Below are 14,237 nucleotides of genomic sequence, written 5' to 3'. Positions count from 1 at the left end.
ACGGGCATTAGTCAAGTAATTATAGCACTAACCTGAACGAAGTTCAGCGAACGTCTTTAGACGTCGCTGGAGAGAAACGGCTTATAGCCGGTGTACAAGCCACCCGTTTTCACGGGTGGTTATGACTTAGGGCACACAAAAAGGAAGGTTTTTAACCCTATTTTTCAACTATTATGTTACTCTATAAGTGAAACTTACAGGTGCCTTGTTTTTTATCTTTCTTTGGAAGGTTCGATTGGGTCGAATAATAGATAGGTGCTTGGCAATGTAGGTTTCTAATTAGAAGGAAGTGAGTTTGTCTCTAAGAAATTTTCGACAGGCATAAACAGCGTCTGAAAAACAAATTTTATAAGCCTGTTTTAACTTTGATGGTTTAATAGCAACGTGTGAGGTTAGCCATTTACAAACATTAAAATTGATAAAGCGATCGTAGATTTCTTGGAGAATCCCTTCCTTCTTTTTTGCATGAAAATGAGTCAGACCGATACTGTATTTTAGGTCACGAAAACTAGTCTCTATGCCCCATCTGTAGGCATAGAGATCTTTTAATTTTTCTGGAGAATAATCCGTATTTGTCACCAAAGTTTCAAAGAAACCTGGCTTGATTTCGAGGCGCACCATCCGAAAATGAGGGTCATAAAAACTGATTGGATCATTTTTTCGACTAGAGTTTGGTAAAAAGTCAAAGGAAGCATTATGAGGTAAAAAATGATACTGATTAGGGAAGTCTCGATACAGTTCTTTCATGTCATTGGTTTGTTTGCGACAGATTTTTAGGTCAAACTCTTCATCAAAACAAGGTGTGTTAGGGAGGTTAAAACTTGATTTCATAGAATTATTTCCATCGCGAATACGAATAATATAGGACCAATTTCTTTCTTGACAGTGTGCCATGACATTGTAGGAATCATACCCCCTATCCATTATCACCAGAGCTTGTTTGAAAGAAGAGTTCTTCATCATGTCAATAAAAGCTGCTCGTTCATCAAGATTCCTAGTTAGCTGACTTTTCCGACTAAAATCTTTTTTAGGATGAAGTACAAACTGGTTTGCGGTGGAAACGATGTCGTTAATACTATCAAGTAAATGAGCTTTAATCTGATCTAGCATGACTTTTCCCCTTTTATTTTTAGTGTAACATAAAAACTAACCCACCACAAAACGTGATAGGTTAGTTAACTTAATGACATTGGGCTTTTTGCCCAGCCTCTTTTTTGTTATACTAGACAGTATGTAGGAGGTGGATATGTTAGAAAATTGGTTAAACACCAAACAAGGTCAGGTTTTTCATTACAAGATGGAAAAGATTGAGTATGCCCTAGAACTGCTAGGGAATCCCCAGTTTGCAGTTCCGGTCATTCATGTGGCTGGAACCAACGGCAAAGGATCGACCATTGCCTTTATGCGCCAGCTCTTTCAGGTACATGGCTTGCGTGTCGGCAGCTTTGTATCCCCCCACATGGTGAGTGTACATGACAGGATTTGTATTGACAGCCAGCCCATTTCAGACCATGATTTTCAGCGCTATTTACAGAAAGTCCACGACTTGGAGCAGGAAGTCGCCACTCGTTATGAGCCTTTTCGCTATTTTGAGGTCATGGTGCTCATTATGTTCCTCTATTTCGAAGCTCAACAACCCGATGTGGCACTAGTAGAGGTGGGCATCGGAGGGCTTTTGGATACGACCAATGTCGTGGCACCGGCTCTCAGCGTCATCACCTCCATCGGCATGGACCATCAGGATTTACTAGGCTCGACTTTAAGGGAAATAGCAGAGCAGAAAGCAGGGATTATCAAGGAAAACGTGCCTGTCGTCTTAGGACCACTTTGCCCAGAAACCACAGCCATCTGTCGCCACATTGCCCTTGACAATCAAGCACCTGTCTACCAATTTGGTCAGGAATTCACCTATAAAGCAGGACAGTTCAGCAATACGGACATCGACCTGTCAGAATTAGTTCTGGGTCTGGCAGGCCATCATCAAGAAGAGAATGCGGCTGTAGCCCTACAAACTTTTCTACTCTATATGACCAATATCCAAAAAGACATTCAACCTCAGTTGATTCAACAAGCCCTTGCCCAAACCAGCTGGCCTGGTCGTTTGGAATTGGTTGCTCAAGAGCCAAAAATCTATTTGGATGGAGCCCACAATGTTCCTGCCATCGAACGCTTGATTGAATTTATTCAGGTTCAAGAAGAGCCTGTCACCATTCTCTTTTCGGCCCTTCGGCGCAAGGACTTTCAAGAAATGCTTGAATTATTAGAAGAAAAATTGCCACATACCCCCCTAGTATTAACCAGCTTTGCCTATGATGGTGCCTTGTCGGAGGAAAACCGACAAGGACGAGATTATGTTGAAGACTATCAGCAATTTATAGAAGATTGGCAATCTAGCAAGCAAGGGATTTTGATTGTCACAGGCTCTCTCTACTTTATCTCAGAAGTTCGTCGGATTTTTAAAAAATGAATATCTTTTTGCGAATAAATAGGTATGACACATGCAGAAAAAGTAGCCTTTTTAAAAGAATTTCAAGAGAACAAACGCCATACCTTTCGCCAGTTAGAACAGTTTGCAAAAATTTCCAGAACTCCCGATAGGAAATGACATCGGGAGTGCTTTTTGATATAATAAGGAAAGCAAATCCAAGGAGAAGAAAATGACAGAATTAGATGTAGTTTCGGACGTAGTTACTCATCCTGAGGAAACTTATCGGCGTAGTCGTAGAGCGTCACGCAGACAGCAAGTGCAACTGAATAGTGAATTTCATGAAAGAGTATTAAAGACAAAGTATTGGCCAGCTCTTGTTTGGAGCTTAGTTTTAAGTGTTTTTAGCGTAGCCAATCCACTGCTAATGCCATTTGCAACCAATATACAAACTCAAAATTTATATGCAGGGATGGCAATGACAAATGGACAAATCCCTTATGGTGATTTCTTTGGTACAAGCGGGTTATTATTCTACTTACTTGCTTTATTAGGTCATCTGGGAGGAACTTTCATTATCTTTGGAATCCTCCAGTTTATAGCATTACTAATAGCGGGAGTCTATTTCTATAAGATTGTAGCTTATTTTAGCCAGTCAGAACACCTAGCGACAAGTTCTAGTCATTGGTTCTATGTATTTATTTTTGCACTTGGTTTTGGAGGGATGTATGCAGAAATGTTTGCTCTTCCGTTTCTTTTGACTAGTGTGTGGTTTCTGGTCCGCTATTTTGAAAATGCAGTGCGTGATGAGGCATTTATCCTCTACGGAATCGATGCGGCATTGGTATTTTTAATTTACCCAAAAAGTCTGATCCTTTGGTTAGTTGCGGGTCTAGTTTTATTTATTTTTAATATCCAACACCGCCAAGTTACTCGAGGAATCTATCAATTATTAGCGACCATTTTTGGTTTTCTTCTGATTCTATATGCGGTAGGTTATTATGCTTTTGAGGCGCAGATTCTGGGGACAGCTATTCAACAAACTTTCCTTTATAACTTACAGTTAGACTTTCACCATTCCTATCTATATTTAGCCTTGGCGATAGTGTCTGTATTTTTACTCTTATCTGGATTCTTTAAAAGTTTCATCCAAATGGTGTTTTCTTTCAAACAAGGAAGACATACCTATATCAAAGTTCTCCTATTACTGACTTTCTTAGTTCAATGTGTCTTTATTATTGGGAATGCAAACTTTCAATGGAGCCAACTCATTCTTCTTTTACCGCATGGTTTTGCGATGTCAGTCGTTTACCTGCGTGATGAGGATGTAGAAGATTATCGTGGGTATTTGCGTCGTCAATTCTTTCTTCCGTTAGCTATTTGCTTGGGTATTATCGCTCAACCTGCTTATCTTTATTTGGTACAGGGAGATTTGAGAACTGACCGTGAACAAGTTGCCAATTACATTGGTGAACAAACGAAAGATTCGGATAAGATTTATGTTTGGGATAATAGCGCAAGCATCTATCTTTCAAGTCAACGTTTATCTGCCGCAACGATTACTACAGCAGAACCCTATCTGAATACTGACGACAATAAAAATAGCTTGATGTATGACATCAATAAAAATGAGGCAAAATTTGTAGTCGTCAATAAGAATTTGCCAATTCTAGATGAAATCAAGACAAATTTAGAATCACAGTACCAGTCTGTTCAGACAACGGATTACTTTACGATTTATCAAAAGAATGAATGATTGCTCAGGCAGTCATTTTTTCTTTAGCCTATCTGAGAAAAGGAGGGAAAGTGGATATGTGGTATAATGGAAAAATAAGCATTCGGGAAAAATTATTAAAGAAATGTAGGAGAAATGATGTCACATATTATTGAACTACCAGAAATACTAGCTAACCAGATTGCGGCTGGTGAGGTCATTGAGCGACCAGCCAGTGTGGTTAAGGAGTTGGTGGAAAATTCCATTGACGCAGGGGCTAGTCAGATTGAAATTAGTGTTGAAGAGGCTGGCCTTAAAATGATTCAAATTACGGATAACGGTGAGGGGATTGCCCCTGATGAAGTAGCGCTTGCCCTCCGCCGTCACGCCACCAGTAAGATAAAAAGTCAATCGGATTTGTTTCGTATTCGCACCCTCGGTTTTCGTGGAGAAGCTCTGCCCTCCATTGCTTCTGTCAGTCATATGATCATTGGGACAGCTACGGCAGACTCTGCACACGGACTTCATTTGGAGGCCAAAGGTGGTGTCATCGAGAAAGAGAAGCCAGTTAGTCGTCCAGTTGGTACGCAGATTACTGTTTCGGATTTATTTTACAATACCCCTGCTCGTCTCAAATACGTTCGCAGTCAACAGGCTGAATTATCACATATTGTTGATGTTGTAAATCGATTGAGTCTAGCTCATCCGGAAATAGCCTTTGCCTTAGTAAACGAAGGACGAGAATTAATTAGAACTGCAGGGACAGGGAAGCTTCGTCAGGCAATTTCAGGGATTTATGGGATTGCTTCCGCCAAAAAAATGGTTGAAATTGAGGCAGAAGATCTGGATTTTCAGATTTCAGGTTATGTTTCCTTGCCAGAGTTGACTCGTGCCAACCGCAACTACATTTCCATTTTCATCAACGGTCGTTATATCAAGAATTTTTTGCTGAATCGAGCGATTTTGGAAGGTTACGGCAGTAAGTTGATGGTTGGACGTTTTCCGTTGGCAGTCATTTCTATAGAAATTGACCCCTATCTTGCTGATGTCAATGTGCATCCGACCAAGCAGGAAGTTCGCATCTCCAAGGAAAAAGAACTCATGACCTTGATTCGAGAGGCGATTAGTCAAGCGCTTAAAGAGCAGGACTTGATACCAGATGCTCTTGAGAATTTAGCTCAGTCAAGTACTCGACCAAAAGTAAAAGCAGAGCAAGGCACCTTACCACTCAGAGAGCCAAAAATCTATTATGATACGATTAAGCAAGACTTCTTCTTAAAACCAGACGTGGTCGCTGAGGATGTCAAACCTCTCGAAGAGGATAGGCAAGAGATTGTTGAGTCGCCTGTCGAAAATAAACCTACATCTGTTCAATTTGCAGAACGTCAGTCGGTGGAATCAGAAGATCAGGAGCATCCTAATCTAAGCGCAAAAGAATTGGCAAAACTGGCAGATAAATTAGACCGGGAGGAAACATCGACATTTCCAGAGTTAGAATATTTTGGTCAAATGCATGGGACGTATTTATTTGCGCAAGGCAAGACAGGACTTTATATCATTGACCAGCATGCCGCACAAGAGAGGGTCAAATACGAATACTACCGTGAGAAAATTGGACAGGTTGACAATTCGGCTCAACAGTTATTGGTGCCGTATATTTTTGAATTTCCGCAGAATGATGCCCTTGACCTTGTCCACAAAATGGATGCCCTTCGTCAAGTTGGTGTCAACTTGGAAGAATATGGAGCTAATCAATTTATTCTGCGTGAACATCCTATTTGGATGAAGGAAGAGGAGATTGAGTCTGGCATTTATGAGATGTGCGACATGTTGCTCTTGACGGATCAGGTGTCAATCAAGCAGTATCGGGCAGAACTGGCTATCATGATGTCTTGTAAACGGTCAATCAAGGCCAACCATGCTTTGGATGATTATTCGGCGCGTGATTTATTGAGACAATTGTCTTACTGCCAAAATCCCTATAACTGCCCGCACGGGCGTCCAGTTTTAGTACATTTTAGCAAGTCAGATATGGAAAAGATGTTCCGTCGCATTCAGGAAAATCACACGAGTTTGCGAGAATTGGGCAAGTATTAACATAGTTGAAAAAGTTGACACATTAGTAAAGGAAGTATATGTACGACTATATTAAAGGAATTTTAACAAAAATAACTGCAAAATATATTGTGGTAGAAACGCAAGGAGTAGGCTATATCTTGCAGGTTGCTAATCCCTACGCCTATTCAGGACAAGTCCAGCAAGAAGTGACGGTCTATACGCATCAGGTGATTCGTGAAGACGCTCATTTGCTCTATGGATTTGCTACAGAAAATGAAAAATCCGTCTTTCTGAGTCTGATTTCAGTATCAGGTATTGGTCCAACAACAGCTCTGGCTATTATTGCTGTTGATGATAATGATGGACTTGTTCGTGCTATTGAGCAGAAGAACATTACCTACCTGACCAAGTTTCCAAAGATTGGCAAGAAAACAGCCCAGCAGATGATTTTGGACTTGGAAGGCAAGTTTGTCATGAGCGAAGAAGCGGGTCCTGTTCAACAAGTAGCACCATCCAGTGAAAATATCGCCCTCGAAGAAGCCCTGGAAGCCCTGGAAGCCCTTGGTTACCGCCCAGCCGAACTCAAGAAAATCAAGAAATTCTTTGAAGGCACCAATGACACCGCTGAAAACTACATCAAGTCAGCCCTTAAAATGCTGATGAAGTAATAAGATACAAAGGACGTAAAGGACAAAGAGAAAATAGGAAACCTAACGCAGAGCCTTTAGGCTCTAGGCAGGTTTATCTTTTTCTCACAGTCCTTAGTCCGTGTTCAATTAACGTACCAGTATGATGGTTAAAAAGTTTTGTTTTGTTACTCAAAGTTTGAGTCAACATCTCAGCGCAGTGGTTGATTGGCAGATTTGTTCGTGTTTCACACTTCAAATCTGACCTCCACGACTGATGTGAATAGAGTTCGCTTCATTTCCAACCTCAAAAGGTTCACTGAACCTTTTGAGCTGTGCGGGGGCGGGAAGACGAATTCTTTTCCGCTCCCACTACGGCAATCGCTATTTGTGACTTGCTTGGTACCTTGCTAACTCGCCATAAAAATAATGTCGATTTTTGTGGTTCATGTCGTGTTCAGATACAAAGGACGTAAAGGACAAAGAGAAAATAGACGGCCGAACAGAAATTTTGCTAGAAATTTCGTTGTGAGACCTCCGCAATGACAACTAGGTAAAAGGCGAGTTTTAACGAAGACTCTTGCCAGATGTTAACTGCGTTATTCAGTGATATGTAGGATTCAGTTTGACAATTTTGCAAAGTATCGTAGCCGTGTTCAATTACCGTACTAGTACGATACTTGCTGAATTAAGTAGCTAAAAGTATTAAGTAAACCGTATGTGAAAAGGAGTTTCTATGTCCCGTTGTGCTTGGGTTAATCTAAACAATCCACTCTATATTGCTTACCATGATGAAGAATGGGGCAAGCCACTTCACGATGAGCAGTCTTTGTTTGAGTTGCTTTGCTTGGAATCCTACCAAGCAGGACTTTCCTGGGAAACTGTTCTCAATAAACGCCAGGCTTTTCGCTCTGCATTTTTCAACTATGATATTCAAAAGGTTGCGGCCATGACAGATAGTGAGTTAGATAGCCTTCTGACCAATTCAGACATCATTCGTCATAAGGCAAAGCTATACGCTACCCGCGCCAATGCTCAGGCCTTTCTTCGAGTACAGGAGGAATTCGGTACGTTTGATACGTATCTTTGGGAATGGGTTAACTTTACATCTATCGACAACCCTGTCAAGTCCTTCCGAGAATTGCCGACCAAGAACGACTTGTCTGAGCGGATTTCAAAAGATTTGAAAAAGCGAGGTTTCAAGTTTGTAGGGCCTGTCTGTATTTATTCTTATTTGCAGGCAGCAGGTCTGTTGAATGAACATGAAGAAACCTGTGAGATTGGAAAGAAATTACGAACTAATTAGATGAGCGAGCAATCGCACCCTAGACAGAGGAGGAATATGAAAGCAGAACTAATCGCCGTTGGGACGGAGATTTTGACAGGCCAAATCGTTAATACCAATGCTCAGTTCCTTTCGGAGAAATGTGCAGAGCTGGGAATTGATGTTTATTTCCACACAGCTGTTGGAGATAATGAAAACAGGCTTCTGTCTGTACTGGAAGTTGCCAGTCAGCGGAGCGACTTGGTCTTTCTCTGTGGAGGACTTGGTCCAACTGAGGATGACTTGACCAAGCAGACCCTGGCGACCTTCTTAGGTAGAAATCTTGTGTTTGATGAGTTGGCTATGGCAAAATTAGACCGTTTCTTTGCCAGTCGACCAGGTCGTGTTCGCACACCTAATAATGAGCGTCAAGCACAGATTGTAGAGGGAAGTCAGGCGCTACAGAACCCAGCTGGTTTAGCTGTTGGTGGTATGATTGAGCAAGATGGTGTGACCTATATTGTTTTGCCCGGACCACCAAGTGAACTCAAGGCCATGTTTTCTGAGAGTCTGTTACCTTTTTTGACTCAATCTCAGCAGCAACTTTACTCGCGTGTCCTACGCTTTTTTGGAATAGGTGAAAGCCAGTTGGTGACTGTTTTAGCGGATTTGATTGACAAGCAGACAGACCCGACTCTTGCGCCTTATGCAAAAGTTGGAGAGGTGACGCTTCGTTTATCTACGAAGGCAGATAGCCAAGAAGAAGCGAACGTGCGTTTGAATCAGTTGGAAGAAGAGATATTGCAACGTGACCATTTGAGAGATTTTTTCTATGCATATGGGGATGATAATAGTTTGGTTAAAACCGTAGCGACTCTTTTAGAGGAAGAGAAACAATCTTTGGGCATCCTAGAGCATGGAACAGGTGGTCTCTTGCAAGCTGAATTGAGCCTGGCTTTGGCTGATCAGCCGTATTTTAGCGGAGGAAAAGTCATCGGTCAGCTAGGGATAGAATCGGGCTGGCTATCAGAGGAAGCTGACTGCATTCGGCAGGAGCTGCAAGCTGATTTAGGTTTGGCTGTGTCTGTGCTTATCAAACCGGAATCAACAGAGGACAACGTACTTGCAAAAGTATACCTCACTTTGGCTACGACCTCGGGTATTTCCCAAAAAGAGATAGATTTAGGTGGTTATTCGTGGCAATACCTTCGCCAGCTTGCTTGTCTGCAGGCCTGGGATTTTGTACGAAACACTTTGTGAAATAGCAGATATTTGCTATAATAGTTTGACTAAGAAAAGAGGAGAAAATCATTGGCTAAGAAACCAGGAAAAAAATTAGAAGATATTACAAAGAAATTTGGCGATGAGCGTAAAAAAGCGCTGGATGATGCCCTAAAATCAATTGAAAAAGATTTTGGTAAGGGTGCTGTTATGCGTCTTGGGGAGCGTGCTGAACAAAAAGTTCAAGTCATGAGCTCAGGTAGCTTATCAATCGACATTGCGCTTGGAGCAGGTGGCTATCCGAAGGGTCGTATCATTGAGATTTACGGTCCAGAGAGCTCAGGTAAGACAACTGTTGCTCTACACGCAGTAGCTCAAGCCCAGAAAGATGGTGGTATTGCTGCCTTTATCGATGCGGAACACGCCTTGGATCCAGCCTATGCAGCAGCTCTTGGTGTCAATATTGATGAGTTACTCTTGTCACAGCCAGACTCAGGGGAACAAGGTCTTGAAATTGCAGGCAAGCTGATCGACTCTGGTGCGGTTGACTTGGTTGTTGTTGACTCGGTTGCAGCCCTTGTACCACGTGCAGAAATTGATGGCGATATTGGTGATAGTCATGTTGGTTTGCAGGCTCGTATGATGAGTCAGGCCATGCGCAAACTCGGTGCATCCATCAACAAAACCAAGACAGTAGCTATTTTCATCAACCAATTACGTGAAAAAGTCGGTGTCATGTTTGGTAACCCTGAAACAACGCCTGGTGGACGTGCGCTTAAATTCTATGCATCTGTCCGTATGGATGTTCGTGGAAACACACAAATCAAAGGGACAGGCGACAAGAAAGATCAAAACGTTGGTAAGGAAACCAAGGTGAAGATTGTGAAGAACAAGGTGGCTCCACCATTTAAAGAAGCTGTTGTTGAAATCATGTACGGTGAAGGAATTTCTCGCACAGGTGAATTGATTGAGATTGGTAGCAACCTCGGCATCATCCAAAAAGCAGGTGCTTGGTATTCATATAATGGAGAAAAAATTGGCCAAGGTTCTGAAAATGCTAAGAAATTCTTAGCAGATAATCCAGCAATCTTTGATGAAATTGACCGCAAGATTCGTGTTCATTATGGATTGATTGAAGCAGATGGAGTTGAAGAGGTAGCGACCGAAGAAACTCCTGTTGTTGCGGAAGAAATCCAAGATGTTATCCTAGATCTTGATGGCGGTATTGAATTAGAAGATTAATTCCTAACAAAATAGATTTAATATTGAACTATTGATGCCTATCTGTTATAGGTGTGTACGAAGTTGTTTAGTATAAGAACGAAAAAGTCTGGAGATTCCAGGCTTTTTTCTAATAAAAACCGAATTTTTACCCCAAAATTTAAAGTTTTTTTAAAAAATAGGTCTGCAGACCGAGGGAATTTATGATATAATAGTCTATAATGTGCTTAATAAAATGTAGCAAAGGAGTGACTACATGATTAAAATTTATACTGTATCTAGTTGTACTTCTTGTAAGAAAGCGAAAAATTGGTTAAATGCTCACCAATTATCTTATAATGAGCATAATCTTGCGAAGGAAGCCATTACTAAGGAAGAAATCCTAAACATCTTAACAAAAACAGAGAATGGTATTGCAAGTATCGTATCGTCAAAAAACCGTTATGCAAAGAGTCTGGACTTTGATATTGAAGAGTTGAGTGTGAATGAGGTCATTGATTTAATTACCTCTAACCCACGTATTTTGAAGAGTCCAATCTTGATTGATGAGAAACGACTTCAAGTGGGCTATAAAGAAGATGATATACGCGCTTTCTTGCCACGTGCAGTGCGCAATGTTGAAAATGCTCAAGCTCGTATGAGAGCAGCTCTATAAGATGTACAAAAGGGCTCTTTTTGGGGTTCTTTTTGCGCATTTTTTGAGAATAATTAAAATTTGTGATATAATGTAAAAAATAGGGAAAGAAGGTGTAAGTATGGGATTTACCGAAGAAACCGTTCGTTTTCGCCTAGATGATACAGATAAACAAGAAATCAGCAAGACATTGACTAGTGTTTATCGTTCGCTAGAGGAAAAGGGCTATAATCCGATTAACCAAATCATTGGCTATGTATTAAGTGGGGACCCTGCTTATATTCCTCGCTATAATGATGCCCGCAATCAGATTCGTAAGCATGAACGAGATGAAATCATTGAAGAATTGGTGCGCTACTATTTGAAAGGGAATGGGATTGACCTCTAATGAGAATAATGGGATTAGACGTCGGTTCCAAGACAGTTGGTGTAGCTATTTCAGATCCGTTAGGTTTCACGGCCCAAGGGTTGGAAATCATCCCAATCGATGAAGAAAAGGGCGAATTCGGTCTGGAGCGTTTGACCGAACTTGTAGAACAGTACAAGGTTGATAAATTTGTTGTAGGCTTGCCGAAGAATATGAATAATACTAGTGGTCCACGTGTGGAAGCTAGTCAAGCTTACGGTGATTTATTGACTGAGCGTTATGAACTTCCAGTTGATTATCAGGATGAACGTTTAACAACTGTTGCAGCAGAACGGATGCTGATTGAGCAAGCGGATATCAGCCGAGGAAAACGCAAGAAAGTTATCGATAAATTAGCAGCTCAGCTGATTTTACAAAATTATTTAGATAGAACATTTTAAAGGAGATTCTAATGGCACATCATCATGACCATGAACACGACCACAACCACGACGAACGTGAATTGATTACTTTGGTAGACGACCAAGGTAACGAAACACTTTTTGAAATCTTATTGACGATTGACGGTCAAGAAGAGTTTGGTAAGAACTATGTTCTCTTGATTCCTGCAAGTGCAGAAGAAGATGAGAACGGAGAAGTTGAAATCCAAGCCTACTCATACATTGAGAATGAGAATGGCACAGAAGGCGATTTGCAACCTATCCCAGAAGACGCAACAGCAGAATGGGATATGATTGAAGAAGTCTTCAACAGCTTTATGGAAGAGGAATAAAAAGGTCCAGTGGACCTTTTTATCATGAGCCTGAAAACAAGAAAGCGAATTAAGGTCCAGTGGACCTTTTTATCATGAGCTGAAAATCAAAGAGCGAATTGCGGTCCGGTGGAGTGAAGCAGTCTGGGGGAGACTGTTTCAGTCCGAGTTAAGAAACAGCAAGGCGAGGAATGAATCATAAGCCAGAAAATCAAAAGGGAGGCCAGATGAAAGATAGTTTTGCAGAAAGAAGTAAGAGGCTGAGTGAGGAATTAGAGAGGTGTCTACTGGCTGATAAAAATATTTTGGTCATATTAGACATAATGGATAGACTGAATTTATCAGATTGCTGGCTCTGTGCGGGAACTATCCGTAATTTCATTTGGAATCAATACAGTTTTGATGAAGAAACAGATGTTGATCTTGTGTTTTTTGATGAAAATATTTCTTATGAAGAGACAATGGAAATAGAAAGCGATTTATATCAAAACTATCCAGCCTATCGATGGGAATTAAAAAATCAAGTGTATATGCATATCCATAGTCCGAATACTAAACCGTATCAATCATCAAGGGATGCGATTGAAAAATTTCCAGAAAGATGCACAGCGATAGGTATTTGTCGAACAGAAAGAAATAAATTAGAAATATTTGCTCCTTTTGGATTGGATGACATTTATGCTTACCAAGTACGGCCAACACCACATTTCTTAGCGGATCCTAATCGCATGGAATTGTATCGACAAAGAATTCTTAAGAAACAGTGGAAAAAGAGGTGGCTATCGCTAACAGTAAAAGAGACTTAACTCCCACCAAGTAAGTAGGCAAAAAACAGTATTTTTTTATAAACTAAAACAATCAACTACGGGAGACTATGTTATGGAATTTGAAACGGTTTGTTTGAAGGTCAGAAACTTAGGTAGGCTATATTGCTACTTCAAAGTTAAATTTAGAAACCATATCGAGGCTATAATTCGTAAACAGGAAAGTCAAAAATGTAAATTTGATCGTCTCCTCCATGAAGATATTCATGGTTTGATTCAATCACCGAGCTTGGGTAATGATGAGTTGCTGATGTTATGGGGGCTCCTGAGAGATTATCGAAAAAATTTAATCAATGACCGACTTGAAAATATGAAAAATTGATAAGCGGACAGAGTTTTACTGGCAGTCAAAAAAATAATTCGAGACTTACAAGGATACTTGAAAAAAACGTTGATAGTTAACTCAAATAAAAAATAAGTAATGAAGAATCCTGAAATAAAAGTTTTGGGATTTTTTGAATTTTTGAGTAAAAACTCTTGCAATGGCAAGTGGAATCTGGTAGAATGTTCTAGTGCCGTAAAAAATACGGCTGTAGCTTTGATGCAAGAGGTTGCGACACGCTCGGTTGCATTGCCACGCAACACGTGTTGGTTTTCTTGTGGAGCTAGCCTATTATGTTAAATAGACGAAAAGGAGAAAAAGATGGCAAACAAAAAAATTCGCATCCGCTTGAAAGCGTACGAACACCGTACACTTGATACAGCAGCTGCAAAAATCGTTGAAACTGCAACACGTACAGGTGCTCAAGTAGCAGGTCCAGTTCCGCTTCCAACAGAACGTAGCCTCTACACAATCATCCGTGCGACTCACAAGTATAAAGACTCTCGTGAGCAGTTCGAAATGCGTACACACAAACGTTTGATCGACATCGTTAACCCAACTCAAAAAACAGTTGATGCGTTGATGAAATTGGATCTTCCAAGTGGTGTAAACGTAGAAATCAAATTGTAATCAAGTAGCAAGGTAAACTAAAAGCAAGTGTTCATAATTGAACACGGGCTAAACTCCGTGTGAAAAAGATAAACTTTCCTAGAAACAGAAGTTTCTTCGTCAAGTTTCCTATTTTCACTTTGAGTTTGACGCCCTTTGTATCTTGGTTTGAGCATGAAAAACGCTCGTTAAAAACTTTTT

The 14,237-nt window shown here is 40.7% G+C and carries 14 protein-coding genes and 1 pseudogene; 14 read left to right on the top strand and 1 reads right to left on the bottom strand.

All coding sequences use genetic code 11. The annotated features are described in order from the left end of the window. Positions 1–171 precede the first annotated feature (171 nt). Positions 172–1,110 (bottom strand): annotated as a pseudogene (locus tag ODU37_RS09110) (IS4 family transposase). A 136-nt stretch (positions 1,111–1,246) separates the two neighbouring features. Between ODU37_RS09110 and ODU37_RS09105 the strand changes: the two are divergent. From ODU37_RS09105 to rpsJ, 14 genes are all read left to right on the top strand, one after another. Continuing rightward, on the top strand, positions 1,247–2,467 hold the full coding sequence (locus tag ODU37_RS09105; RefSeq protein WP_248030988.1) for a folylpolyglutamate synthase/dihydrofolate synthase family protein: 1,221 nt from the start codon (positions 1,247–1,249) through the stop codon (positions 2,465–2,467). A 190-nt stretch (positions 2,468–2,657) separates the two neighbouring features. Beyond that, positions 2,658–4,181, top strand: a complete 1,524-nt coding sequence (locus tag ODU37_RS09100; RefSeq protein WP_248030989.1) for a quinol oxidase — start codon at positions 2,658–2,660, stop codon at positions 4,179–4,181. A gap of 117 nt (positions 4,182–4,298) precedes the next feature. Beyond that, entirely contained in the window at positions 4,299–6,236 is a 1,938-nt protein-coding gene (gene mutL / locus ODU37_RS09095; protein WP_249562517.1) for a DNA mismatch repair endonuclease MutL, read from the top strand. Between the two features lie 38 nt (positions 6,237–6,274). Continuing rightward, positions 6,275–6,865, top strand: coding sequence for a Holliday junction branch migration protein RuvA (gene ruvA, locus ODU37_RS09090; protein ID WP_044763879.1), 591 nt, complete (start codon positions 6,275–6,277; stop codon positions 6,863–6,865). 694 nt (positions 6,866–7,559) lie between these two features. Then, positions 7,560–8,129, top strand: a complete 570-nt coding sequence (locus tag ODU37_RS09085; protein ID WP_248030991.1) for a DNA-3-methyladenine glycosylase I — start codon at positions 7,560–7,562, stop codon at positions 8,127–8,129. Between the two features lie 36 nt (positions 8,130–8,165). Further along, on the top strand, positions 8,166–9,347 hold the full coding sequence (locus tag ODU37_RS09080) for a competence/damage-inducible protein A (protein ID WP_248030992.1): 1,182 nt from the start codon (positions 8,166–8,168) through the stop codon (positions 9,345–9,347). A gap of 51 nt (positions 9,348–9,398) precedes the next feature. Continuing rightward, a complete protein-coding gene (gene recA, locus ODU37_RS09075) occupies positions 9,399–10,550 on the top strand; it encodes a recombinase RecA (protein WP_014637287.1) in 1,152 nt (383 codons plus the stop codon). A gap of 235 nt (positions 10,551–10,785) precedes the next feature. Beyond that, entirely contained in the window at positions 10,786–11,184 is a 399-nt protein-coding gene (gene spx / locus ODU37_RS09070; protein ID WP_002939362.1) for a transcriptional regulator Spx, read from the top strand. Positions 11,185–11,284: 100 nt separating this feature from the next. Further along, positions 11,285–11,551 carry an IreB family regulatory phosphoprotein gene (locus tag ODU37_RS09065; protein ID WP_002939360.1) on the top strand — a complete coding sequence of 89 codons (267 nt, stop codon included), beginning with the start codon at positions 11,285–11,287 and terminating at the stop codon, positions 11,549–11,551. Further along, entirely contained in the window at positions 11,551–11,970 is a 420-nt protein-coding gene (gene ruvX / locus ODU37_RS09060; protein ID WP_249562518.1) for a Holliday junction resolvase RuvX, read from the top strand. Before ODU37_RS09065 ends, ruvX begins: the two co-directional genes overlap by 1 nt. An 11-nt stretch (positions 11,971–11,981) precedes the next feature. After that, positions 11,982–12,302 carry a DUF1292 domain-containing protein gene (locus ODU37_RS09055; RefSeq protein ID WP_002939343.1) on the top strand — a complete coding sequence of 107 codons (321 nt, stop codon included), beginning with the start codon at positions 11,982–11,984 and terminating at the stop codon, positions 12,300–12,302. A 206-nt stretch (positions 12,303–12,508) separates the two neighbouring features. Next, complete coding sequence (locus tag ODU37_RS09050; protein WP_248030994.1) at positions 12,509–13,087, top strand: nucleotidyltransferase family protein; 579 nt, start codon at positions 12,509–12,511, stop codon at positions 13,085–13,087. 73 nt (positions 13,088–13,160) lie between these two features. After that, complete coding sequence (locus ODU37_RS09045) at positions 13,161–13,427, top strand: hypothetical protein (protein ID WP_024383069.1); 267 nt, start codon at positions 13,161–13,163, stop codon at positions 13,425–13,427. Between the two features lie 321 nt (positions 13,428–13,748). Continuing rightward, entirely contained in the window at positions 13,749–14,057 is a 309-nt protein-coding gene (gene rpsJ / locus ODU37_RS09040) for a 30S ribosomal protein S10 (RefSeq protein WP_014735259.1), read from the top strand. Positions 14,058–14,237: the final 180 nt, after the last annotated feature.

Source organism: Streptococcus sp. 2021WUSS109, from assembly GCF_044427305.1.
Taxonomy (GTDB): domain Bacteria; phylum Bacillota; class Bacilli; order Lactobacillales; family Streptococcaceae; genus Streptococcus; species Streptococcus suis.
Note: the sequence above shows the minus strand (reverse complement) of the source record. Positions and strands in the feature narration are given on the sequence as shown.

Excerpts from the sequence above, each read along its gene's own strand:
- ODU37_RS09105 (WP_248030988.1), top strand. The coding sequence starts at position 1,247 with ATGTTAGAAAATTGGTTAAACACCAAACAAGGTCAGGTTTTTCATTAC.
- ODU37_RS09100 (WP_248030989.1), top strand. The coding sequence starts at position 2,658 with ATGACAGAATTAGATGTAGTTTCGGACGTAGTTACTCATCCTGAGGAA.
- mutL (WP_249562517.1), top strand. The coding sequence starts at position 4,299 with ATGTCACATATTATTGAACTACCAGAAATACTAGCTAACCAGATTGCG.
- ruvA (WP_044763879.1), top strand. The coding sequence starts at position 6,275 with ATGTACGACTATATTAAAGGAATTTTAACAAAAATAACTGCAAAATAT.
- ODU37_RS09085 (WP_248030991.1), top strand. The coding sequence starts at position 7,560 with ATGTCCCGTTGTGCTTGGGTTAATCTAAACAATCCACTCTATATTGCT.
- ODU37_RS09080 (WP_248030992.1), top strand. The coding sequence starts at position 8,166 with ATGAAAGCAGAACTAATCGCCGTTGGGACGGAGATTTTGACAGGCCAA.
- spx (WP_002939362.1), top strand. The coding sequence starts at position 10,786 with ATGATTAAAATTTATACTGTATCTAGTTGTACTTCTTGTAAGAAAGCG.
- ODU37_RS09065 (WP_002939360.1), top strand. The coding sequence starts at position 11,285 with ATGGGATTTACCGAAGAAACCGTTCGTTTTCGCCTAGATGATACAGAT.
- ruvX (WP_249562518.1), top strand. The coding sequence starts at position 11,551 with ATGAGAATAATGGGATTAGACGTCGGTTCCAAGACAGTTGGTGTAGCT.
- ODU37_RS09055 (WP_002939343.1), top strand. The coding sequence starts at position 11,982 with ATGGCACATCATCATGACCATGAACACGACCACAACCACGACGAACGT.
- ODU37_RS09050 (WP_248030994.1), top strand. The coding sequence starts at position 12,509 with ATGAAAGATAGTTTTGCAGAAAGAAGTAAGAGGCTGAGTGAGGAATTA.
- ODU37_RS09045 (WP_024383069.1), top strand. The coding sequence starts at position 13,161 with ATGGAATTTGAAACGGTTTGTTTGAAGGTCAGAAACTTAGGTAGGCTA.
- rpsJ (WP_014735259.1), top strand. The coding sequence starts at position 13,749 with ATGGCAAACAAAAAAATTCGCATCCGCTTGAAAGCGTACGAACACCGT.